This window comes from Brachybacterium sp. AOP42-C2-15, from assembly GCF_052377065.1.
Lineage (GTDB): Bacteria > Actinomycetota > Actinomycetes > Actinomycetales > Dermabacteraceae > Brachybacterium.
Window position 1 is genome coordinate 134,821 of the sequence record NZ_JBQSWK010000002.1, and the last position, 22,969, is coordinate 157,789.

General features: G+C 69.7%; 21 protein-coding genes. 8 read left to right on the forward strand and 13 right to left on the reverse strand.

Annotated elements, in window-relative coordinates; genetic code table 11:
- Positions 1–30: 30 nt before the first annotated feature.
- The 7 genes from purM to ACT3SQ_RS01855 form a co-directional block, all read right to left on the reverse strand.
- Positions 31–1,179, reverse strand: coding sequence for a phosphoribosylformylglycinamidine cyclo-ligase (purM, locus tag ACT3SQ_RS01825; RefSeq protein WP_442332070.1), 1,149 nt, complete (start codon positions 1,177–1,179; stop codon positions 31–33).
- Positions 1,176–2,666, reverse strand: coding sequence for an amidophosphoribosyltransferase (gene purF / locus ACT3SQ_RS01830; protein WP_441446312.1), 1,491 nt, complete (start codon positions 2,664–2,666; stop codon positions 1,176–1,178). The genes purM and purF overlap by 4 nt, the downstream gene beginning before the upstream one ends.
- A gap of 53 nt (positions 2,667–2,719) precedes the next feature.
- Positions 2,720–3,157, reverse strand: a complete 438-nt coding sequence (locus ACT3SQ_RS01835) for a hypothetical protein (RefSeq protein ID WP_442332069.1) — start codon at positions 3,155–3,157, stop codon at positions 2,720–2,722.
- A gap of 5 nt (positions 3,158–3,162) precedes the next feature.
- The gene (locus tag ACT3SQ_RS01840; protein ID WP_442332068.1) at positions 3,163–3,960 is read right to left on the reverse strand and encodes a copper homeostasis protein CutC; all 798 of its coding nucleotides are present in this window, start codon (positions 3,958–3,960) and stop codon (positions 3,163–3,165) included.
- Positions 3,957–4,361, reverse strand: a complete 405-nt coding sequence (locus tag ACT3SQ_RS01845; RefSeq protein ID WP_442332067.1) for a sterol carrier family protein — start codon at positions 4,359–4,361, stop codon at positions 3,957–3,959. The genes ACT3SQ_RS01840 and ACT3SQ_RS01845 overlap by 4 nt, the downstream gene beginning before the upstream one ends.
- A gap of 1 nt (position 4,362) precedes the next feature.
- Positions 4,363–5,661, reverse strand: coding sequence for an adenylosuccinate synthase (locus ACT3SQ_RS01850; protein ID WP_442332066.1), 1,299 nt, complete (start codon positions 5,659–5,661; stop codon positions 4,363–4,365).
- A 137-nt stretch (positions 5,662–5,798) separates the two neighbouring features.
- Entirely contained in the window at positions 5,799–6,224 is a 426-nt protein-coding gene (locus tag ACT3SQ_RS01855) for a DUF3151 domain-containing protein (protein ID WP_442332065.1), read from the reverse strand.
- A gap of 54 nt (positions 6,225–6,278) precedes the next feature.
- On the opposite strand from ACT3SQ_RS01855, the gene ACT3SQ_RS01860 reads away from it, so the two are divergent.
- Together ACT3SQ_RS01860 and dtd are read left to right on the forward strand one after the other, a co-directional pair.
- Entirely contained in the window at positions 6,279–8,210 is a 1,932-nt protein-coding gene (locus ACT3SQ_RS01860; RefSeq protein WP_442332064.1) for a phosphotransferase, read from the forward strand.
- 98 nt (positions 8,211–8,308) lie between these two features.
- Positions 8,309–8,734: a D-aminoacyl-tRNA deacylase gene (gene dtd / locus ACT3SQ_RS01865; protein ID WP_444591930.1), complete on the forward strand. Its 426-nt coding sequence runs from the start codon at positions 8,309–8,311 to the stop codon at positions 8,732–8,734.
- 16 nt (positions 8,735–8,750) lie between these two features.
- On the opposite strand, the gene ACT3SQ_RS01870 is transcribed toward dtd, so the two are convergent.
- On the reverse strand, positions 8,751–9,434 hold the full coding sequence (locus ACT3SQ_RS01870; RefSeq protein ID WP_442332063.1) for an HAD hydrolase-like protein: 684 nt from the start codon (positions 9,432–9,434) through the stop codon (positions 8,751–8,753).
- A gap of 93 nt (positions 9,435–9,527) precedes the next feature.
- Between ACT3SQ_RS01870 and ACT3SQ_RS01875 the strand changes: the two genes are divergently transcribed.
- Positions 9,528–10,274, forward strand: a complete 747-nt coding sequence (locus ACT3SQ_RS01875; protein ID WP_441445807.1) for a phosphoglyceromutase — start codon at positions 9,528–9,530, stop codon at positions 10,272–10,274.
- A 155-nt stretch (positions 10,275–10,429) separates the two neighbouring features.
- On the opposite strand, the gene ACT3SQ_RS01880 is transcribed toward ACT3SQ_RS01875, so the two are convergent.
- Positions 10,430–12,043, reverse strand: a complete 1,614-nt coding sequence (locus ACT3SQ_RS01880) for a helicase HerA-like domain-containing protein (RefSeq protein WP_442332313.1) — start codon at positions 12,041–12,043, stop codon at positions 10,430–10,432.
- Between the two features lie 108 nt (positions 12,044–12,151).
- Here ACT3SQ_RS01880 and ACT3SQ_RS01885 point away from each other — a divergent pair, with 108 nt between their 5' ends.
- Entirely contained in the window at positions 12,152–13,156 is a 1,005-nt protein-coding gene (locus tag ACT3SQ_RS01885) for an acyltransferase domain-containing protein (RefSeq protein WP_442332312.1), read from the forward strand.
- 84 nt (positions 13,157–13,240) lie between these two features.
- Here ACT3SQ_RS01885 and ACT3SQ_RS01890 read toward each other — a convergent pair whose 3' ends face one another.
- On the reverse strand, positions 13,241–13,849 hold the full coding sequence (locus tag ACT3SQ_RS01890) for a TetR/AcrR family transcriptional regulator (RefSeq protein ID WP_442332311.1): 609 nt from the start codon (positions 13,847–13,849) through the stop codon (positions 13,241–13,243).
- 174 nt (positions 13,850–14,023) lie between these two features.
- Between ACT3SQ_RS01890 and ACT3SQ_RS01895 the strand changes: the two genes are divergently transcribed.
- Positions 14,024–15,817 (forward strand): MDR family MFS transporter, encoded by a 1,794-nt coding sequence (locus ACT3SQ_RS01895; protein ID WP_441445785.1) that lies wholly within the window; start codon positions 14,024–14,026, stop codon positions 15,815–15,817.
- A 51-nt stretch (positions 15,818–15,868) separates the two neighbouring features.
- Positions 15,869–16,963 carry a GNAT family N-acetyltransferase gene (locus tag ACT3SQ_RS01900; RefSeq protein WP_441445784.1) on the forward strand — a complete coding sequence of 365 codons (1,095 nt, stop codon included), beginning with the start codon at positions 15,869–15,871 and terminating at the stop codon, positions 16,961–16,963.
- A gap of 84 nt (positions 16,964–17,047) precedes the next feature.
- Here ACT3SQ_RS01900 and ACT3SQ_RS01905 read toward each other — a convergent pair whose 3' ends face one another.
- The 3 genes from ACT3SQ_RS01905 to guaA form a co-directional block, all read right to left on the reverse strand.
- Entirely contained in the window at positions 17,048–17,305 is a 258-nt protein-coding gene (locus ACT3SQ_RS01905) for a hypothetical protein (RefSeq protein WP_444501700.1), read from the reverse strand.
- The gene (locus tag ACT3SQ_RS01910; RefSeq protein ID WP_442332310.1) at positions 17,305–18,873 is read right to left on the reverse strand and encodes an MFS transporter; all 1,569 of its coding nucleotides are present in this window, start codon (positions 18,871–18,873) and stop codon (positions 17,305–17,307) included. Before ACT3SQ_RS01910 ends, ACT3SQ_RS01905 begins: the two co-directional genes overlap by 1 nt.
- 449 nt (positions 18,874–19,322) lie before the next feature.
- Complete coding sequence (gene guaA, locus ACT3SQ_RS01915; RefSeq protein ID WP_441443346.1) at positions 19,323–20,912, reverse strand: glutamine-hydrolyzing GMP synthase; 1,590 nt, start codon at positions 20,910–20,912, stop codon at positions 19,323–19,325.
- A 392-nt stretch (positions 20,913–21,304) separates the two neighbouring features.
- Between guaA and ACT3SQ_RS01920 the strand changes: the two genes are divergently transcribed.
- Both ACT3SQ_RS01920 and ACT3SQ_RS01925 read left to right on the forward strand, forming a co-directional pair.
- Positions 21,305–22,459: a hypothetical protein gene (locus ACT3SQ_RS01920; protein WP_441443347.1), complete on the forward strand. Its 1,155-nt coding sequence runs from the start codon at positions 21,305–21,307 to the stop codon at positions 22,457–22,459.
- Positions 22,446–22,949 (forward strand): hypothetical protein, encoded by a 504-nt coding sequence (locus ACT3SQ_RS01925; protein WP_441443348.1) that lies wholly within the window; start codon positions 22,446–22,448, stop codon positions 22,947–22,949. The genes ACT3SQ_RS01920 and ACT3SQ_RS01925 overlap by 14 nt, the downstream gene beginning before the upstream one ends.
- Positions 22,950–22,969 lie beyond the last annotated feature (20 nt).

A 22,969-nucleotide genomic window follows, 5' to 3' on the forward strand; every position in this document is an offset into this window, starting at 1 on the left:
CCACGAACCAGCGCCGTGACCAGCGGAGTCTCAGGACCAGCCGGGGTACTGACCTGCGAGGAGAACCGAACCGCCGTCGACGCCCTTCGCGCCGGCGACCACATGCTCGAGTGCGGCGCCCGGCTCGGGCAGCGCGTCCTCGCCGACGACCTCGCCGATCACGCGCGCCCCGAGACCCTGCTCGGCGAGCACCGCCAACGTGGCGTCGGCCTTCGTGGGATCGACCAGCGCCACCATCCCGACGCCCATGTTCAGGGTCCCTTCGAGATCCAGCTGAGGCACCGAGCCCCACTGCGCCACGCGGGAGAACACGGCGCCGGGCTGCCAGCGTGCACGGTCCACGCGTGCGGCGAGCCCGCGGGGCATCACGCGGGCGAGGTTCGCGGCGAGGCCGCCGCCGGTGACATGGCTCAGCGCGTGGATGGCACCGGTGGTGCGTGCATCCCGCAGCACGGCCAGCAGATCCGCGGTGTAGATGCGGGTGGGCTCGAGGAGCTCCTCGCCGAGCGTGCGACTGAAATCGTCGACATGCGTCTCCAGCGAGACGCCTGCGGCCGCGATCACGGCGCGCACCAGGGAGTATCCATTGGAGTGGAGACCGGAGGCGTCCATCCCGATCACCACGTCGCCGGCCCGGACGCGGTCCGGTCCGAGCAGCTCATCAGCTTCGACGACGCCGACGGCGGCACCGGCCACGTCATAGTCCTCGGCGGCCATCAGCCCGGGGTGCTCAGCGGTCTCTCCACCCACCAGGGCGCAGCCGGCGATCTGGCAGCCCTCGGCGATGCCGCGCACGATGTCGGCGATCCGCTCGGGCACCACCTTGCCGCACGCGATGTAGTCGGTCATGGCCAGCGGCGCTGCGCCGACGACGATGATGTCGTCCACGACCATGCCCACCAGGTCACGTCCGATGGTGTCGTGGATGTCGAGTTCGCGGGCGATCGCGATCTTGGTGCCCACTCCGTCGGTCGAGGAGGCCAGCAGCGGGCGCCGGTACTCCTTGAGCGCGCTGACGTCGACAAGGCCGGCGAAGGCGCCGATCCCGCCGAGCACCTGCGGCCCGTGGGTCGCGGCCACGGCCTCCTTCATCAGCTCGACGGCGCGGTCTCCAGCGGCGGTGTCCACCCCCGATCCGGCGTAGGTGATCGAAGCGGGCCTGGGGTCCGTGGTGTTCATGCGTCCTTCCCGACGACGGCGGGCTCGGGCTCACGAGCCTGGGTGATGCCCTGCGCCCGGGCGACGGGCTCCGGCAGGGCGACCGGGTACTTCCCGGAGAAGCAGGCGGTGCACAGCGCCTCTTCCGGCTGTGCGGTGGCGGTGATCATCCCCTCTTCGGAGATGTAGCCGAGCGAGTCCGCACCGAGGGACCGGGCGATCTCCTCGATGCCCAGACCGTTGGCGATCAGCTCTGCCCGGGAGGCGAAGTCGATGCCGTAGAAGCAGGGCCAGCGCACCGGCGGGGAGGAGATCCTCACGTGCACCTCGGCTGCTCCGGCTTCGCGCAGCATCCTCACCACGGCGCGCTGGGTGTTGCCGCGCACGATCGAGTCGTCGATGACGACCAGTCGCTTGCCGGCGATCACCTCTCGCAGCGGGTTGAGCTTGAGTCGGATCCCGAGCTGGCGGATGGTCTGGCTGGGCTGGATGAAGGTGCGTCCCACATAGGCGTTCTTCACCATCCCCTGGCCGTAGGGGATGCCGGACTCCTGCGCGTAGCCGATCGCGGCCGGGGTCCCGGATTCCGGGGTCGGGATCACCAGATCCGCCTCGACGGGATGTTCGCGGGCCAGCTGGCGGCCCATCTCGGCACGGGCCTCGTTCACGCTGCGGCCGGCGATGCGGGTGTCGGGGCGGGCGAGGTAGACGTACTCGAAGACGCAGCCCTTGGGCTCGGGCTTCATGACCTGCTCGCTGCGCAGGCCCTGCTCGTCGATGACGATCATCTCGCCGGGGGCGATCTCCCGCACGAAGCTCGCACCGCAGATGTCCAGGGCGGCGGTCTCGGAGGCGACCACCCAGCCGCGCTCGAGCCGGCCCAGCACCAGCGGGCGGATCCCTTGCGGGTCACGTGCCGCGTACAGGGTGGTCTCGTCCATCAGGGTGAAGCAGTAGGCGCCGCGCAGGTGCGGCATCAGCTCGCGCAGCGCGTCCTCGAGCGGGCCTTCGCTGTTCAGCAGTGCGGTGACCAGTGCGGTGTCGGTCGTGTTGCCGCGTCCCAGCTCACCGGTGCGCGGAGTGCCATGGCGCTCCGCGATCAGCTCGAGCAGCTCCTCGGTGTTCACCAGGTTGCCGTTGTGGGCCATCGCCACGGTGCCGTCGGGGCGGGGGCCCAGTGCGGGCTGGGCGTTGGACCAGTTGGAGGCACCGGTGGTCGAGTACCGGGTGTGCCCGAGCGCGATGTGTCCCTGGAGCGCTCCGAGGGAGGCCTCGTCGAAGACCTGGGAGACCAGCCCCATGTCCTTGTAGACCATGATCTGGGAGCCGTCGCTGGTGGCGATGCCGGCAGATTCCTGCCCGCGGTGCTGCAGCGCATAGAGACCGTAATAGGTCAGTTTCGAGACGTCCTCACCGGGCGCGAAGACACCGAAGACGCCACAGGCGTCTTGCGGGCCCTTCTCACCGGGGAGCAGGTCATGGGAGAGTTTTCCGTCGCCGCGTGCCACCGGTCCATAGTGCCACAGCGCGAGGTCCCGCCGACATGCCGTCCAGCATGGGATCAGCGCTCGGGCGAGCTCTTCCGGCGGTGGCGAACCGAGTCGATGACGGCCGCGATCGTGGCCAGCGGGAGACCGACGATGACTGCGGCGAGCAGCACGAAGTTGAGCACTCCGCCGAGGTCTGCGAAGTCGAAGAACGGGGCGCTGATCAGCGCGGCCACAGCAGGCAGCGCGATCGCGACGGCGACCCAGAAGCCCAGGGTCGGGGTGCGACTGCGACGCACGTAGATGCTGGTCTCGTCCGGCTCCGCGGTCGCCGTCGCCGGATCGTCGGCCTCTGGGGCGTCCTCTCGGGTGGCCTCCTGCGGGGTGGCGACCTGGTGACCGTCAGGGGTGTCGCTCTCATCACGGCCAGCGGGCTCGGCGCGCTCAGGGCGCTCAGAGCGCTCAGCGCGCTCAGGGCGTTCAGGGCGTTCAGGGTGTTCGGGTGCATTCACAGTGTTCACAGTCCTCCAGCAGCGTCGACCGCCGCGGCGACGATCGCCGGGTCGGTGCGGGTCTCGGGGGCGTCGGCCTCGACCGGTGCGCCGGCGCGACGGCGAGCGGACAGGTGCACGTCGGGCACGCCGCTGCGGCGCGCGAGATCGACGAGGTCCGCGGGACGCACTCCGCCACCGGCGCAGATGTCGAGCAGCCCCTCGGCGGCGTCGACCATGGCGCCCAGATCCTCGGCTCCGTCCAGGGCACGGGCCGCGCCGCCCGAGCTGAGCACGCGGTGGAAGCCGAGGCCCAGCAGGGTCCGCACGGCGTGCTCGCGCTCGGCACGACCGGGCAGTGCGTCGACGGCGCGGTGGGCGGTGAGGGTGATGCCTCGCAGTGCGCCGCTGCCGGCGGTCAGAGCCCCGTCCCGGATGACCTCGATCGCGGGGACGTCCAGCTCCCCCGACTCGGTGAGGGCCCCGATCACCACCCCGGCAGCGCCGGCGGTCACGGCGTCACGAGCTTGGCGGGCCATCAGCTCGACCTCGTCCTCGGAGTACAGGAACTCCTCGGGATGGTCCAGGAAGTCGCCGCGCTCCGCCCGGGCGCGGATCAGCACGTGCACATCGAAGTGCGGCTTCGCATCTCGGGCTGCCACCAGCGCGGCGGCCCGGCGCGTGCATTCCTCGACCAGTTCGGGCGGTGGGGTGATCCCACCGCGCTCGAGCTCGATGCACAGCTCCACCCGGTCCGCGCCCGCCTTGGCGGCGACATCGAGGCCCACGAGGTCCTCGACCGCGATCTCTACGGCGATGCTCATCGCTTCTCCTGTTCACGGGCGGCGCGCACGACGCGGCGCGGACCGGGCAGCGGCAGCAGCTCTGCGAGGTCACTGCGTTCGCCACTGGCATGCACACGACCACCGGCGACAGCTTCTGCCCAGGCGAGGTCACCGCTGACCAGCGCGAGCCAGGTGGCGGCGTCGGTCTCGACGACGGCGGGCGGGGTGCCTCGGGTGTGGCGGGTGCCGGCGATGGCCTGCACCGCCGCATAGGGAGGGACCCGAAGTTCGACGGCGCCGCCGGGGAACTCCTCGGCGAACGTCTCCAGGGTGTGGCGCACCGCGGGGGCCAGGACGGGGCGTCCGGCATCCGCTGGCGCGGTCGCCCAGGTCGCGAGCGCGCTGCGCCCTGCCTCAGGATCGGTACGACGGCTCACCACGTCAGCCGGCCACCTCCGGCAGCAGGTCGTGGACAGCGATGGTCGCGGCGCGGTCCGGGCCCACGCCGATGGCGCTGATCCGGCAGCCCGCGAGCTCCTCGAGACGGAGCACATAGGCGCGGGCGTTCTCCGGCAGCTCCTCGAAGGTGCGGGCCTCGGAGAGATCCTCGGTCCAGCCCGGGAGCGTCTCGTAGACCGGCGTGGCGTGATGGAACTCGGTCTGCGTCATCGGCATATCACGGTGGATCACGCCGTCGATGTCATAGCCCGTGCAGATCGGCACCTCATCGATGCCGGTGAGCACGTCGAGCTTGGTCAGCACGATGTCGGTGAAGCCGTTGATGCGCACCGCGTGGCGGATCATCAGCGCGTCGTACCAGCCGCAGCGACGGGGGCGGCCGGTGTTCACGCCGACCTCTCCCCCGGTGGTCTGCAGGTACTCGCCCCACTTGTCGAACAGCTCGGTCGGGAACGGCCCGGCGCCCACACGGGTGGTGTACGCCTTGACGATCCCGATCACCCGGTCGATGCGGGTGGGACCGATGCCGGTGCCTGTGCAGGCACCGCCCGCGGTCGGGTTGGAGCTGGTGACGAACGGATAGGTGCCGTGGTCGACGTCCAGGTAGGTGGCCTGGCCGCCCTCCATGAGGACCACCTCGCCCCGGTCCAGCGCGTCGTTCAGCACCAACGTGGCGTCGACCACCATCGGGCGCAGGCGCTCGGCATAGGACAGGAGGTTCTCGACGATCTCGTCGACCTCGACCGCCCGCCGGTTGTACAGCTTGACCAGCAGCTCGTTCTTCTGGCGCAGTGCGCCCTCGATCTTCTGCCGCAGGATCGACTCGTCGTAGAGGTCCTGGACACGGATGCCGAGACGGCCGATCTTGTCCATGTACGCGGGACCGATGCCACGCCCGGTGGTGCCGATGGCGCGCTTGCCCAGGAAGCGCTCGGTGACCTTGTCGAGCGTCTGGTGATAGGGCGCGACGATGTGGGCGTTGGCGCTGATCCGCAGCCGCGAAGCGTCCACGCCGCGCGACTCGAGCATCCCGATCTCCTCGAACAGAGCCTCGAGATTCACCACCACACCATTGCCGATCACGGGCGTGACCTGCGGCGAGAGGATGCCGGCGGGGAGCAGCTTCAGCTCGAACTTCTCGCCGTCCACCACCACGGTGTGCCCGGCGTTGTTGCCTCCGTTGGGCTTGACGACGTAGTCGACCCGCTCACCGAGGAGATCGGTGGCTTTGCCCTTCCCCTCGTCACCCCACTGGGCTCCGACGATCACGACGGCGGGCATGGCGACTCCTGGAGGACGAGAACGAACTGATGGGGGCCTGCGGCGCAGGGAGCGCACAGGACCGCGAGAATCCTACCAAGCAGAGCCGGACGGCCCCTGCTGACTGCCGCGTTCTCTGCCGCGCAGGCTCGGGGACATCAGCCCAGCAGAGTCGGGTCGGCCTCGCGTAGGAAGGCGGTCACGCGATCCGCCTCGGCCACGTCGCCGAGCCGGCGGGAGGTCTCCCCGAGCATCGCCAGTGCGCGCAGGAATCCGCGGTTCGGGGCATGGGAGGCGGGAATCGGACCCTGGCCGCGCCAGCCGGACTTGCGCAGCGCATCCAGGCCCCGGTGGTAGCCGGTGCGGGCGTAGGCGTAGGCGGCGACCTCGTCGCCGTCGGAGAGCGCGTCCTCGGCCAAGGTGGCCCAGGCGAGAGGCGACTCGAGATGGCGAGCGGCGATCTCCTGCGGCTCACCATCGACGAGCTCTTCGGCCACCTGTACATCAACGAAGTCGTCGGGCAGTCGGGTCTCGGGAATACCCAGAAGGTTCCCGCTGGTGAGGTTATCGGTACGATCAGCCATGAAAGCATCGTAGGCGTTGTCGCCTGATGACCTCATGACAAGAATGAATCGCCCATGTCACACACGCAGGACGGCTCCGAGCTCCTCACCGGGCCCGGCGCGGGAGGACTCCTCCGCTCGGCCGTCGTCAACTCCGGCGGAGTGCTGCACAGCTGGCAGCTCGACCACGTCGACCACCGCCCCGGACGCAGCACCAAGGCGCTGTACCGGACGATGGTCTCCTGGCCTGAGCTCGACGGACCGCAGGCTCCTGCACGTGAGGAGTTGTTCGGGGCGAGCGCGCATATCGGCGAGCGCGAGAAGAACCTCTACGTCGCCGAGCAGACCCTGGTGATGACCGACGGGGACATCAACGTTCGCGTATGGCGCTATCCGCACGATCCCTGGCTGCCGATGCTGCCGCAGGTCTGCTACCCCGACATCGTCGGCCGCACCCTGCGCGATCTCGGCGCGCCGATCGGCAGCGACCCGTCGGTGCCGATCGCGATCGACGTGGTGTCCTATCGCCCCGGGCGTCGCGCCGTGCTGCGCGCCTCGCAGGGCGAACGCGCCGTCTTCCTCAAGGTCATGCAGCCGCATCGCAGCGGAGAGATCGTGGACCGCCATCACCGTCTGCTGGCCGCAGGAGTGCCGGTTCCCGAGGTGATCGCCCACCACAACGGGCTCGTGGTCCTCGCCGAGCTCCCCGGCCGTCCGCTGGCCCGTGCGGTGATCGACGAAGGCGTCAGCGCCTGCCGGGCCGAGGACCTCGTGGCCCTCGTCGATCGGCTCCCCGCCTCGATGTACTCCCTCCCGCTGCGCCCGCCGTGGACCGACTCCGTGGAGTTCTACGCCGGGATCGTCAGCTCCGCCGTCCCCTCCCTCGGCCCCCGCTTGGATGCGCTGGTACGAGCGATCCGCGAGGGTCTGACAGCACTCGAGCAGCGCATGGACATGCGCCCGCACGATGTGGTGCACGGCGACTTCTACGAGGCTCAGGTATTCGTCGAGAACGGCAAGGTGGTGGGCCTGCTCGACATCGACACCGTGGGTCCGGGCCGTCGGGCCGACGATCTCGCCTGCCTGCTTGCCCATCTCAGCGTCCTGGCGGACTACGGCAACGCCGGGCGCATCGACCGCGCCATGCAGGAGCGTGTCGAGGAGGCCATCCGCACCTGGCATGAGGTGTTCGCTGAGCGGGTGGATCCGACCGAGGTCGCACTGCGTTCCGCGGGCGTGGTGCTGTCCCTGGCCACCGGCCCGCACCGGCAGCAGGAGGCCGCCTGGGAGGCCGCCACCGAAGCGATCGTGCGCGTCGCCGAGGAGTGGGTCACCGAGGCCCGCCGGGCAGAGCAGCGTCGCAGGGACGCCGCTACCGCTGCGGGAGGACCGGTCGTACAGGGCCCCGGGTCCCCTTCCCAGCCCCAGCAGCCGGTCCCGCCCACCCATGGGCCGACGGGAGTGCGTCAGGCTCCCGCCCCGGACCCCGCCCCGACCGGGCAGCAGCCGGCGCCTCAGCAGGCCCAGCAGCAGTCGCAGCAGCAGGCCCAGGCGCAGGTCCCATCGCGCCCATCCGTCGCTCCGCAGCAGGGCATGTCCGCCTCCGCACAGCAGTCGGCGCCCCCGCAGACCATGCCCACACATTCGGCACCGCAGCAGTCAGCGCCGCCGCAGCCCGGGTTGTCACAGTTCGCGCCCTCACGGTCTGTGCCATCGCACGCCGGGCCGCAGCAACCCGCGTCGCAGCAGCCGGCATCTCAGCAGCCAGCGCCACGTCATGGCGTGCCGCAGAACCCTTCGTCACCGTGGCAGCAGTCTGCCCCGCCGCAGTTCTCCGCCCCGCTCGAGCACACCGGCCCCCCTCCCCCTCGCTCCGCACCCGCTCCCAGGAACCTTCCGGCGACCCAGCCGCTGCCCCCGCTGGACTCCTCACGCGGTCAGCAGCACGACGGGGACGACGACTCCCCCACCCAGGAGCGCAGGATCGACTCGATCCTTCCCGGCTGACCAGATCCTTCCCGGCTGGCCAGACTTGATCCGTCCCGGCTGACCACAGGATCTGGCGCCAGCCTCCGCAACGCGTTCCCCTGTGCGACCATCGGGGCATGCGTGCAGTGCTCCAGAGAGTCGACGGTGCCGAGGTCGAGGTCGAGGGTGAGGTGGTCGGCTCGATCGAGGGCGAAGGCCTCTTCGTGCTGGTCGGGGTCACCCACGAGGACGGGCCCGAGCAGGTGGCCACGATCGCCCGGAAGATCTGCGAGCTGCGCATCCTGGAGGGCGAGCGCTCGGTGCTCGATGCCGGGGCGCAGGTGCTGGTGGTCTCCCAGTTCACGCTCTACGCCGATGTGCGCAAGGGGCGCAGGCCCTCCTGGAGCGGCGCGGCCCCGGGGCCCGTCGCCGAACCGCTCGTCGCACAGGTGGTCGAGGCGATCCGCGAGCGCGGCGTCACCGTCGCGACCGGCCGCTTCGGCGCGATGATGCGCGTGGGCCTCACCAACGACGGCCCCTTCACGATCCTGCTCGAGGCCTGAGCGCCCGCACGAGGGCTCAGCCCATCAGGAGTGCAGAGAGCTCGGCGACGGTCGCGACCCGTGGGACGTCGGCCGCCTGCTCGACGGGCCCTCCGTATCCCCAGCCGACCAGCAGCGCGGGCACGCCGTGCTCCGAGGCGCCCTCGGCGTCGTGGATCCGGTCACCGATCATCACGGTCCGCGCCCTGCCCGCCGCCCCGGCCGCGAGACCCAGGCGCTCGAGCACGCTGCCGATCACCGCCGCCTTGTCGCTCCTGCCCGAGGCGCGGTCGGTGCCGCCGATCAGCGCGAAGCGGTCCCCGAGGCCCTGGTGCTCGAGCAAGCGCCGCGCCGTGGTCTCCGGCTTGTTGGTGGCGACCGCGACGGTGCGCCCGGACGCCGCAAGTCCGTCCAGCAGCTCCGGGATCCCCGGATAGGGCAACGCGTCCAGCAGGCCGTGGGACTGGTAGTGCTCGGTATACGAGAGGCGGAGCTGCTCCGCGCGCTCGGCGCTCATCCCGAGCACGCCGCGGAAGGAGGTCGTCAACGGCGGACCGATGAAGGTGCGCAGCACGGCGGGCTCGGGGAGCGGCTCGTCGCAGGCCGCGAAGGCGTGCCCGAGCGCCGCGAAGATGCCGGGTCCGGAGTCCACGATCGTGCCGTCGAGATCGAGCAGGACGACGGGGACGTCGGCGAGGGCGCCGGGAGCAGTGCTGAGCATGGGATCGAGCGTAGCGTCCGCCCCGCGCCCGGCGAGGCGGGCAACCGATGGGCAGGAACTGCGCCCGCTCCCCCGCGCCGTTAGGCTGTGACCATGACCTACACACTCGTGCTGCTCCGCCACGGCGAGAGCGACTGGAATGCGAAGAACCTGTTCACCGGCTGGGTGGACGTAGCCCTCACCGAGAAGGGTGAGGCTGAGGCCGCCAACGGCGGCGTGCTGCTGAAGGAGGCCGGCATCCTCCCCGATGTCGTGCACACCTCGCTGCAGCGCCGGGCGATCATGACCGCGAACCTCTCCCTCGACGCCGCCGACCGCCACTGGATCCCCGTCAAGCGCGACTGGCGCCTGAACGAGCGTCACTACGGTGCGCTCCAGGGCATGAACAAGTCCGAGATCCGTGAGAAGTACGGCGAGGAGAAGTTCATGGCCTGGCGTCGTTCCTACGACACGCCGCCGCCCGAGATCGAGTTCGGCACCGAGTTCAGCCAGGACCAGGACCCGCAGTACGCGGGTCTCGGTGATCAGCTGCCCAAGTCCGAGTGCCTCAAGGATGTCGTCGAGCGCTTCCTGCCGTACTGGGAGGAGGGCATCAAGCCTGACCTCGTCGACGGCAAGACCGTGCTGATCGCCGCCCACGGCAACTCGCTGCGCGCACTGGTGAAGTACCTCGACGGCATCTCCGACGAAGAGATCTCCGGCCTGAACATCCCCACCGGCCAGCCGCTGGTGTACGAGCTGGACGAGGACTTCCAGCCCGTCGAGAAGGGCGGCCGCTACCTTGACCCGGTCGCTGCGAAGGCCGCGGCGGAGGCCGTCGCCAACCAGGGCAAGAAGTGATCTGAACTCCGTCTGATCCCGGTCCTCACAGGACCTGATGCACCGAGAGCCCCCGGCAGATGCCAGGGGCTCTCGTCATCTCCGGGCCTGCTGCGATGGGCCGGTGCTGCGAGGGACCGGTGCTGCGACAAGCGAGCCTCGGCTGGCCCGACTGCTCAGCGGCGGCGCTTCGTACCGAACAGGCTGCGGGTGATCTCTCGGCCCAGCACGGTGCCGGCGGAGCGGAGAAATGACTTCACCGCCGGCTTCTCGAAGAACCCGCCTTCGTCCTTCTTGTTCTGCGCCTTCGGCTGTGACGAGGTCGAACCCGTGGATCCCTTCACCCCCTGCTCAGCGCCGTCATCGGCCCCCTCCTCGAGGGCCTTCGCGTCCTTCTCGGCGCGTGCGGTGAGGATCTCGTACGCGGACTCCCGATCCACCGGGGTCCCGTACTCCGCAGCGAGCGGTGAGGCCTTCACTGCAGCGGAGATGACCTCCGCACCGGCCGGTTCCATCGAGGATTCCGGCGCGCGCACTGCGGTGATCGCGACGGGAGTGGGGGCGCCGTCTTCGCTCATCACGGTCACGATCGCCTCGCCGGTGCCGAGTGCTGGGATCACCTCGACCAGGTCGTGGTCGGAGGTGGGGAAGGTGCTGGCGGTGGCCTTGAGCGCCTTGGCATCGTCGGGCGTGAAGGCGCGCAGCGCATGCTGGACCCGGTTGCCGAGCTGGGCGAGCACATCTCCCGGGACGTCCTTCGGGGTCTGGGTGATGAAGAAGACGCCCACGCCCTTGGAACGGATCAGTCGCACGGTCTGGACGACCTGATCGAGGAACGCCTTGGAGGCGTCCTTGAACAGCAGGTGCGCCTCGTCGAAGAAGAACACGAGCTTGGGCACCTCGAGGTCGCCCACCTCAGGCAGGTCCTGGTACAGCTCGGCGAGCATCCACATCATGAAGGTGGAGAACAGGGCGGGTCGGGTGGCGACGCCCGGCAGCTCGAGGCAGGAGATGATCCCCGTGCCATCCTCGGCCTTGCGCAGCAGCTTCTCCGTGTCGAAGGCGGGTTCGCCGAAGAAGACATCCGCCCCGGAGGCCTCGAAGGCGGTCAAACTGCGCAGGATCACGCCGGCGGTCGCGGTGGAGATCCCTCCGATGCCCTTGAGCTCACCCTTGCCCTCGTCAGAGGTGAGGAACTGGATCAGGGCGCGCAGATCCTTGAGGTCCAGCAGTCCCAGTCCCTGGCTGTCCGCGTAGTGGAAGATCAGGCCCAGCGAGCTCTCCTGGGTCTCGTTCAGCTCGAGCACCTTGGACATCAGTACCGGCCCGAAGGTGCTCACGGTGGTGCGGATCGGCACTCCCTCGCCCTGGCCGCCGAGGCTGAAGAACTCGGTCGGGGCGGCGCGGGAGATCCACTCCTGGCCGCGTGCAGCGGCGCGTGCGGACAGCTTCTCGGACGCCTCCCCCGGCACGGCGATGCCGGAGAGGTCACCCTTCATATCTGCCACGAACACGGAGGCTCCGGCGTGCGCGGCCTGCTCGGCGATCACCTGCAGGGTGCGCGTCTTGCCGGTGCCGGTGGCGCCGGCGATCAGTCCGTGACGGTTCAGCATCCCCACCGACAGGTTCACGGCCACAGCGGGGCTCGGGGTCTCCCCCTCGATCATCGCGCCGAGGTGGATCCGACCGCCTTCGAAGGCGTAGGCGTCACGGATCGCGACGGCCGACGGGCTGAGCTCCGCAGCGGTGCCGCCAGAGGTCTCAGGGGTCTCAGGGGTCTGGGTGCTCATGCTCTGGCTCCTCCTGCGTCGGCGCAGGCCGACGGGTGCGTGGTCTCGACCCTGGAATCGTAGCGGCCCAGCTCACATCCGGTGGGCAGTGAGCGCTACCGTGTGCGCATGACCGATCGCTGTGATGCCCAGTTCGAGGTCCTCGGCGATCCGCCGCGGGCCGTCCGCGCCACCGACGAGCTGCCACCGGCGGCTGTCGCCCAGATGCTGAGCGCTCCCTCGACGCCAGCACTGCTCGAGCGGCTGGGCATCACCGGCCAGGATCATGCCGAGCTCCGTGCTCTGATCGCCCCGGCCATGGCGGATCAGGAGATCCTGACGGAGGTCACCCGCACCGCGAACCTGCTGCGGGCGAGCGCGGGGCTCGAGCCGCCCGCGGCTGATCTCGGCTCTCTGGAGGAGCGCCACAACCTCCTGCAGCAGCGTCTCGCCCCCGGGGAGGGCCTGCTCTCGATCCTCGCGCTCGTGGTGAGCACGTCGACGGTGCGAGCCTGGCACCGAGAGCGCGGCCTGAGCGCCGAGCAGTCCTGGCACGTGCTCGCGGATCTCGGCCAGCAGATGCGGGTCCATCGCCGCAGCAGCGGAAGGCTGGGGCTGCACCAGCTGGCATGGATGGCGCTGAACTGGCGAGGGCGGCTGGTGCACCTGGGCCGCCTCCAGTTCGACCTGCATCGCGCCGAGAAGGGAACGGCGCAGGAGCGCTGGGTGATCGGTGCCCACATCCCCGCCACCGGGCCGCTGGATCCCGCCGCGGTCGATGAGTCCCTCGATCAGGCGACGGCATATTTCACCACCCACTACGCCGATCTCGACACCGCGCGCCCGTCGGAGGCGGCGCCCTTCGGCCATGAGTTCCTCTGCGACTCCTGGCTGGTGAACCCGCTGCTCACCGAGGAGCTCGGCGCGAACTCGAACCTCGGTGCTTTCGCGGGCCGCTGGGAGCGGCTCTCCTATGAGCGCTCCGACGACGGTGCGGCCTTCTTCGTGTTCGGCGAACGCCCGCCCTATGAGGTCACCGCCCTGCCACGCCGCACACGGCTCGAGCGCCTGGTCGCCGAGCGGCTGGCGGACGGCCGCGGCTGGGAGAGCGGGCACGGGCGCCTGGTGCGGTGAGACCCGGCGCGTGACGCCTCGCGCATGACGCCCGGTGCGTGACGCGTTGATGCGTTGACGCGCGAGACTCGGCTCTCTCCGCGGTCAGAAGGGCCCGTCGGCCGCGTCGTAGCGGTCCAGCACTTCGTCGAAGGCTGTCCCCAGATCGATCCCGCGCGACATCGAGACGGCGAAAGCGGTACGGGTGACGGCGAAGCCGATCTGCACGGCGAGCATCGCCCGCTCCTGGGCGTCCTCCCCCTCGAGGACCGCCGCGAGCGCCTCGACCATCTCGGTCTGCACCAGGTGCAGGTTGCCGGTGGAGAGGGAATGCAGCCGCGGCTCCTTGGCCATGACCTGCTTCTTCAGCTCTCGCAGCCCGGCATCGATGGGCGCGGAGGAGATCGCCTCGCGCATCACCGTGCGCAGCGCCTGCTGCGGCCCCTGCTCCTCAGCCAGATGGCGCAGCCGCTCCGCGATCTCGTCGTCCCCGGCGCTGAGAACCCCGATGATCGCGGATTCCTTCGTGGACCAATGATTGAAGAAGGTCCGGGTGGAGACCCCGGCACGATGGGCGATCGCTTCGACGGTGACCCCGCCGAGCCCGTGCTCGCTCACCAGCTCGAGGGCGGCACGGTGCATGGCGATGCGGGATTGGCGCTTCTTCAGCTCGCGCAGTCCCAGGCCCTGATCGGTATCGGTCAACTCGTTCACCGGACCATCGTAGGTCCGACAGATCACAAAATCTGCACTCAGTGAAATAGTGCATTGACTGCAACAGTTGGATAGGGTGTTCCCGTCGAGGCCCAGTGACGCGCTACGACCATCGGACGCCCGCCGGCGCCCTCTCCATCATTCCGTCAGCACATCACTGTCCCGAGGAGCTCAATGAGCACAGCACCCGCCACCACGCCGCCCTCCGGCCCGAGCACCGCCCCCGTTTTCACGGGCCTGGACCGACAGGGCAAGCTCGTCTTCGTCGGCCTCATGCTCGGCATGTTCGTCGCGTCCCTCTCGCAGACGATCGTCGGCCCCGCGATGCCCCGCATCGTCGGCGAGCTCGGCGGCATCGAGCACTACAGCTGGATCGCGACCGCCGCAATGCTGGTGTCGGCCGTGTCCGTGCCGGTCGTCGGCAAGCTCTCCGACCTCTACGGCCGCCGCTGGTTCTACCTGGGCGGCCTGGCCGTGTTCATGGTCGGCTCGGCCCTCGCCGGCATGGCGGAGGGCTTCTGGTTCCTGGTCTTCGCCCGCGCCGTGCAGGGCCTGGGCATGGGCACCCTGATGCCGCTGAGCCAGACGATCATCGGCGACATCATCCCGCCCCGTCAGCGTGGCAAGTACCAGGGCATCATGGGCGCCGTCTTCGGCGTGACCTCGATCGCGGGGCCGCTCATCGGAGGCGTCGTCACCGACCATCTGGGCTGGCGCTGGCTGTTCTACCTGACCCTCCCGATCGGGATCGCCGCCTTCGTCTTCATCATGAAGTTCCTGCACCTGGAGAAGGCCGATCAGCACGGCAAGATCGACTACTGGGGCATCGTCACCCTCACGCCGGGCCTGGTCATCGCGCTGCTCGCGACCACCTGGGGCGGTGGCGACTTCGCCTGGACCTCCCCCGTGATCCTGGGCATGTATACGATCGCCGCCGCCTTCCTCATCGCCTTCGTGATCATCGAGACGAAGGTCGAGGAGCCGCTGCTGCCGATGCAGCTGCTGCTGCGGCCGATCGTGGCCCTGTCGGTCGCGGCCTCCTTCGCGATCGCCGTGGCGATGTTCGGCGCGATCATCTACATCCCGGTCTATGCACAGGGCGTCATGGGCGTCTCCGCGACCGCCTCCGGCATGATCCTGATCCCCCAGTCCGTCGCGATGATCCTCACCTCGATCATCGTGGGCCTGCTGATCTCGAAGACCGGCCGCTACCGTCCGTTCCTCATCGTCGGCGGCATCATCATGGTGATCGGCTACGTCCTGCTGGTCGCCCTCGAGTACGGCGACACCCAGTGGCACCTCACCCTCGCCATGATCGTGATCGGTCTGGGACTCGGCCTGTCGATGCAGGTGTACACGCTGATCGTGCAGAACGCCGTGGCACGTCGCGAGCTCGGCACCGCCACCGCCGCAATCCAGTTCTTCCGCAACATCGGCTCGACCGTGGGCATCGCGGTGCTGGGCACCGTGATGACCGCCTCCATGTCCACCTCGATCACCGAGCAGATCGCAGCGCTGCCCGCAGAGGACCTCGCCGCCCTGCAGGCCTCCGGCGGCGCGGACGTCTCCGGCCTCGAGAACGCGGCGCTGGATCCCTCCGCGCTCTCGGAGCTGCCCGAGATCCTCGTGGAGCCGATCCGCATGGGCATGGGCGAGGCGATGCACATGGTGTTCCTCACCGCCGTGCCCTTCGCAGTGATAGCGCTGGTGCTCTCACTGTTCATCAAGCACGTGCCGCTGCGCGAGACCGTCGAGTCCGCGGACGAGTTCGCCTCCCAGCCGGGTGCCGACGCGGCCGCCGAGCTCGGCGGCACAGGCACCGAGCCGCAGGACTCGCACCCGCGCACCGGGCCGATCCCCGTGATCGATCCGGAGCAGCTCGAGGCTGCGGACGCGGGCGAGCTTGGCGATGGCGGCGCCGCCTCTTCCGCCCAGGACCGGGAGTCGGTCACGGCCGACGAGCGCTGAGCGAAGCACCGCGCTCCGCGGCCCCAGGCCGAATCGTGAAAAGATGGACGGATGCTGCTGACCGATCACTTCCCGCCCACGATGCCCGCAGCCCTGGAGGGTCGACTGACCACCCGGGTGCCGATCGAGGCCGATGTTCCTGCAGTCGTCGCGCTGGTCACCGCGGACATCCGTCGCCACACCCCGGGTGGGGTGGCCGACGAGGCGGGGATGCGCTCGCGCATGGTGGGGCTGAAGTCCTGGGCGCGCCGCGAGGTCGTGGTGGTGCCCGTCGCCGCTGATGGATCCCCCTCGCTCGATAAGGACCCGCTCGCCTGGGTGGCTCTGGAGGACCGCGCCACCGGCCGCACCAACGTCCAGTTCGTGATCGCCGAGGACGCCCCCGAACGGGACGCCCTGGCCGCCGCGCTGCTGGACTGGGCGGTCGAGGTGGGCGGGTCCTTCGCCCGAGCACGCGGGGTGGAGCGCACACAGCTCGACGCCGACGCGAACGAACTGGACACCGACCGCGGGCGGCTCCTCACCGCTGCGGGCTACTCGATGGTGCGCACCTGGTTGCATATGCGACGCCCCGTGGACCCCGCCGAGCTGCCCGGACTTCCCGCGCCACGAGAGGGCACTCGGGTGAGGAAGGTCCACCGCCACGAATCCGGCCTGCCTGTCGCGCAGGACGTGCGCACCGTGCACCGGATGCTCGAGGAGTCCTTCGCGGACCACTTCAACTCCTACCGGGAGTCCTTCGCCGAGTTCGTCCAGCGACTCATCGAGAACCCCGAGGAGGCGGGATGGGACCACTGGTGGATCGCCGAGATCGACCGCGGCGGGGTCTGGTTGCCTGCTGGCGGCCTGGTCGCCGCTGTGATCCCGGCGACCGAGACCCTGGGCGAGGGCACCTACCTGGAGTACCTGGGAGTGCACCGCTCCGCCCGCGGCCACGGCATCGCGAAAGCACTGCTGAACGCCTCGATCCAGGACGCCGTCGAGCGTGGACGCACCCACGTGGACCTCGAGGTCGACGACGACTCCCCCACCGGCGCCGACGGCCTCTACGTCGCGATGGGCTGGGAGACCTACGAGCGCACCCAGTCCTGGCACTCCTCCGCGCCCGCTCATCCTTCCCGCCTGCTCGAGCCGCCGACGGCCTGAGAGGGACGCCGATGATCAGTCTGAGGCGGACGCCGACTGACTGAGGCGGATTCCGACAATCGGTCTACGTCGGACGCCGACGATTCAGCCCTCGGGCCCGCCCCGGCGGCGCAGCCATTGCCAGATCCGCAGCGGGAACATGCCGAGCAGGGGGGCGTTCTTCCCGAGCCCGTCGTCGCCGCGCCGGTCGAAGGCCGCCGCAAACCGCTCCGCCTCCGCCGCGGTGGAGTAGGTCTTCTCGCCGCCACCCTCCGCGCAGCCGCGCTCGCACTCCCAACGCATGGTGCGCCCCTCGGCGCGGAACGCTGGGCGATGGCCGAAGACCAGGCACCCCACCGGCATCAGGTGCGCTCCCGGCCCGGGCCCGGGCCGGAGGAGCCGCCGGTGTCATCGCCGTTTACACCATCGCCCTGCGCACTATCGGCCTGCGCGCCATCGCCCTCCGCGCCGGGGGCCTCCGCATCGTCGGCGTCCTGGACGGTGAGCGGGGTGGCGAGGTCCTCGAGCTTCTGGCCCTCGGCCTTGACCCCGAAGAGCAGCTCGGCAACGCCGCCCAGTGCCATCACCACCGCGGCGACGAGGAAGCCGATCGCCACGGGCGCACGCTCTCCGGTCGCGATGAGGGTGCCGAAGAGCAGCGGACCGGCGATGCCACCGACCGCGGTGCCGACTGCATAGAAGAAGGCGATCGCGAGCGCCCGCGTCTCCATCGGGAAGATCTCGCTCACCGTCAGATAGGCAGCGCTGGCCCCGGAAGACGCCAGGAAGAAGGTGATCACCAACAGGATCATGAACGCGGTGAGCCCGCCGGCCTCGCTGAGGAACACCCAGGCCAGCGGCAGCGTCACCAGGGCGCTGCCGAGATAGGCCAGGGTGATCATGGGCTTGCGGCCCACGGAGTCGAAGAAGTGGCCCAGGATCACCGGACCGGCGAAGTTCGACAGCGCCCAGAAGATGATGAACAGCGGGGCGAGGGCCGCCCCGACGCCGTAGAAGGAGGAGAGCAGAACGCCCAGGTTGAAGGTGATGCCGTTGTAGAGGAACGCCTGCCCGACGAACAGGGCCAGGCAGAGCACCGAGCGCTTCGGGTACTTCCGGAACGCGACGGCGGCGATCTCCCGGAACGGGATGCTGGTGCGCTGGCGGATGGTGAGGGAGTCCTCTGCCGGGGGCAGCTCGGTGCCCTTCTCCTCCTCGATCGACTCCTCGATCCCGCGGACGATCCGCTCGGCCTCACCCTCCTGGCCGTGGATGAACAGCCAGCGAGGGCTCTCCGGCACGTGACGGCGCACCATGAGCACGGCGATGCCGAGCACGGCGCCGAAGCCGAAGGCCAGACGCCAGCCCAGATCCATGGGGAAGAACGCTGTGCTCAGCAGCACGAGCGCCAGCGCAGAGCCCGCTGCCGAGCCCAGCCAGTAGCTGCCGTTGATGATCAGATCGACCCGCCCGCGCACCCGGGCAGGGATCAGCTCATCGATAGCGGAGTTGATGGCCGCGTACTCGCCGCCGATGCCGGCGCCGGTGAGGAAGCGGCAGAGGAAGAAGAACCAGGGTGAGAAGGAGAACGCCGTGGCGACAGTCGCGACGAGGTAGAGCACGAGCGTCCAGAGGAAGAGCTTCTTGCGGCCCAGCCGATCGGTGAGCTGGCCGAAGAAGAGCGCACCGAGGCACGCACCGACGATGTAGATGGCGCCCGCGATACCGATCTGGGCGGCGGAGATGTCCAGCCCGCTGCCGTCCTCGGTGAGTCGGGCGGCGACATTGCCGACCATCGTCACCTCGAGACCGTCGAGGATCCAGACGCTGCCCAGGCCGATCACCACTCGCCAGTGGAAGCGGGACCAGGGCAGTCGGTCGAGTCGCGAAGGCACCCGCGTCGTGATGGTGCCGGTCTCGGCGTTCGACATCGGTCCCCCTCCTCCCCCTCAAGACGCCACGGAAGCCGACGAGTGCAGCCCCTCAGCGACGTGTGGGGGAATTTAACCCCTCTCCACCCGGCGCGGCAAGGAACCTCCCCGCCGATCGGTCGGGAACCGGAGTTCACTCCTCCCGGGTCAGTCAGTGCTCTGGGTCGGCGCCTTCTGCGCACAGTCCGGCTTCTGCACCTCGGTCTCCGCAGCGGTGCCATGCTTCCGGCTGCAGAATCGGTGATTTCCACAGCGCGCCGCTGCGTCACGCACGATCGAGTCGTGAGTTCCGCGCACCATGACGCTTCTTACGGCGCACTTCTCACGACTCGATGGGCAGAACTCACGTTGAGACCCAGCAGCACCCGTGCCCGGGCAGAGCAGCGCCCCGCGGCGCGGTCCGGGAGGACGCGCGGCGGGGCGCTGCTGCGGCTGCTGTCAGCGGGAGCTCACTCCCACTCGATGGTGCCCGGGGGCTTGGAGGTGATGTCGAGGGTGACGCGGTTGATCTCGCTGACCTCGTTGGTGATGCGGCTGGAGATCCGCGAGAGCACCTCGTAAGGGACCTTGGCCCAGTCGGCCGTCATCGCGTCGTCGCTGGTGACGGGGCGCAGCACGACCGGGTGGCCGTAGGTGCGGCCGTCGCCCTGGACGCCCACGGAGCGCACGTCCGCCAGCAGCACCACGGGGCACTGCCAGATGGTGCGGTCCAGGCCCGCGGCGGTCAGCTCGGCGCGGGCGATCGCGTCGGCCTTGCGCAGGATGTCGAGCCGCTCCTTGGTGACCTCGCCGATGATGCGGATCCCCAGCCCCGGTCCGGGGAAGGGCTGGCGCCAGACGATCTCGTCGGGCAGGCCCAGCTCAGAGCCGACGGCGCGCACCTCGTCCTTGAACAGGGCGCGCAGCGGCTCGACCAGTTCGAAGGAGAGGTCCTCGGGGAGGCCGCCCACGTTGTGGTGGCTCTTGATGTTCGCCGCGCCCTCTCCGCCGCCGGATTCGACGACGTCCGGGTAGAGCGTGCCCTGGACGAGGAACGCAGTGGCTTCGGCGTGGTCACCCTCGACGACGCCCTGCTCGCGCAGGATGTCCGCCTGGGCCTGCTCGAAGGTGCGGATGAATTCGCGGCCGATGATCTTGCGCTTGGTCTCGGGGTCGGTGACCCCGGCGAGGGCGGTGAGGAACTGCTCCTCGGCGTCGACCATGACGAGCTTCGCACCGCCGGTGGAGTCACCGAAGGCCTGCTCGATCTGCTCGGACTCGTCCTGGCGCATGAGGCCGTGGTTCACGTACACGCAGGTGAGGCGATCACCGATGGCGCGCTGCACCAGCGCTGCAGCCACGGCGGAGTCCACGCCGCCGGAGAGTCCGCAGATCGCGGAGCCCTCGCCCACCTGGGCGCGGATCCGTTCGAGCTGCTCCTCGATCACGTTCCCGGTGGTCCAGGCCGGCTCGATGCCAGCGCCGCGGTGCAGGAAGTTCTCGAGCACCTCCTGGCCGCGGTCGGAGTGGCCCACTTCGGGGTGCCACTGCACGCCGTAGAGCTGCTTCTCGGTGTTCTCGAAGGCGGCGACGGGGCTGCCGGAGGAGGTCGCGACGACCTCGAAGCCAGATGGGGCGGCAGTGACGGAGTCGCCGTGGCTCATCCACACGTTCTGCTCGAGGTCCTGGGAGCTGAGCAGCTGCGACGTGCCGTCGATGCTCTCCAGGCGGGTCGCGCCGTACTCCCGCACGCCCGTCGGCGCGACGGTCCCGTCGAGCGCCGCGGCCATGGACTGAAAGCCGTAGCAGAGCCCGAGCACGGGCACGCCAGCTTCGAGCAGAGCCGGGTCCAGGCGCGGGGCGCCCTCGGCGTAGACGGAGCTGGGCCCGCCGGAGAGGATGATCGCGCGGGGCTGCTTGGCGAGGATCTTCTCGGTGGGCATCGAATGCGGGACCACCTCGGAGTAGACCCGGGCCTCGCGCACGCGGCGGGCGATGAGCTGTGCGTACTGGGCGCCGAAGTCGACGACGAGGACGGGGCGCTGGTCGGTGTCGTTCACCCGGCCGAGTCTACGGGGCGTGTCCCATCGTGGCACCTTCTGGGCCGCGCAGTGGGGAGGATCCTCATCACGCCCAGCCTTCAGCTCACGCCCGCTTCACAGCTCACGCCCAGTCCTCGGATCACGCCCAGTCCTCAGTCCCCCGTCGGCCACTGCCGGACCCCGCGACCCCGGTGGGGCGTCGGACGCCCTGCGACACGCCGTGGTACGGCCGGACCCGCCGACGAATTCAGCAGATTTGACAGGGTGAATAGGCTCTGGACTCGTCCTCTCCCCTTTACGCCGAGTCGTATGCACTCCTCAGAGCCTAAGAACGGGGCCGCGCCCCGCCGAAGGCTCGAAGAGCACCGCAATCGGACCATAGCCGCTGGTCGGCCTTCTAAAGTGAGGGCATGACATCCCTCCCTCTCTTCGCTGCGGCCGCGCCGCCGCCGAGGCCGCGTGCCGGGGGCACGACGGTCTCCCGCTGGGGCGATGAGCTCTCACGGCATCATCGGCTGAGCCTCGCGGCCGGCGCAGCGCTCACCCTCACCGTCCTCGCCGTGGCACTGTCGATGACGGTCGAGGGAATCACGCACCTGAGCTCGCTGCTGCAGCTGCTGGCCGTGTCCGTGCTCCTCGTGATCAGCCAGGCCGGGGCCCTCGCCGCCACACTGCCGCGCTCCCTGGCGCTGCGGGCGCTCGGCACCGTGGCGGGCGTCGTCGTGCTCCTGCTGATGAACGCGATCGGTTTCGGCGGGCTGTGGATCGTGCCGGTCGCCACTGCGGTGGTGCTCCTGCTGCGCAGCTCGCCGGCGTCCTGGCGCCGCCTCCTCGCCGCCGGGACGACACCGTTCGCCGCCGCTGCGATCGCGATGTGGGCGAACGGCCTCGCCGCCTCCGCGCTGGTGCGCACCCCGATCCTGCTCACCTCGTTGCTGGCGCTGGCCGCCGGGACGCTGCTGCTGGTGAACTACCTCGCCGGGCGAGACACGTGGGGAGCGATCCTGCTCGCCTCTGCCGCCACGCTCGGCATGGGCGGGCTGCTGAGCTTCATGGGATCGACCCTCGAGGCCGCCGCCGCCGACGAGGACTCGCTGACCTCCATGATCTACAGCCTCGGGATGCTCGGCATGAAGAAGCTGGATCTCCTCCTGCCGATCCTCGTGGTGCCGGTGATCGCGATCATCGCGCTGATCCGTCTGCGGGGCGGCTCCAGCGGCGAGACCGGCTGGGCGCCCGAAGAGGCCTCCCCTGCCGTCTCTGCGGCGGCGCTCGGCCTCGCGGTCCTGACGCTGCTGCCCGCCCTCGTGGGCGTGCTCAGCGACGATGCCAGCGCCCTGCTGGGCCTCCTCATCGACACCGTCTACATGATCGGCTGGGTGCTGTGCCTAGTGCTGTGGTTCAGTCTGCATCGCGACGTGGTGGGCCGACGGCTGCCGCTGACGGCGCTGTCGCTGGATCACGCCCTTGTGATCAGCTTGATCGTCCTGTCACCGCTGCTCAGGGGCGTCCTGACCTGGCTGGGTCTCATGATCGAAGGAGCGCCGCTGTATGAGAGTCTCTGAGATGCCGCGGATGCCGCGCGCGCAGGCGCGGACCGCACTGCGCTGGCCGGTGCGGATCACCGCCGCGGTGTACGCGCTGGTGATCGTGCTGGGTTTCGTGTGGTTCTGGCAGGACCTCATCTTCTCCGACCGCCAGAACGCGGTCGGCACCCACACCAACCCGAGCGCGCTCGAGGTGGGTGAAGGCCTCACCGTCAACAAGATGAAGTACCACGAGGGCTGGTCCCTCGCCGAGGATCCCGACCAGGGAAAGCCCACCATCGTGGATCTCGAGGTCACCAACCAGCATGGCCCGGGGCTGCTGATGCCCGGGGACCGTGAGGTCCTGGTGGACATCTTCTTCTACCGCGGAGACACCGTGGTGTACGAGGTGCTGTGCTCCTCCGACGGGGAGATCGCCCCCGGGCAGACAGTCACTCTGGACTGCGGACCCTACCTGTACGACTGGACCGAGGACTTCGACCGGATCGAATTCGTCCAGTCGAGCTGACTGGCCGCTTAACCGGCCGC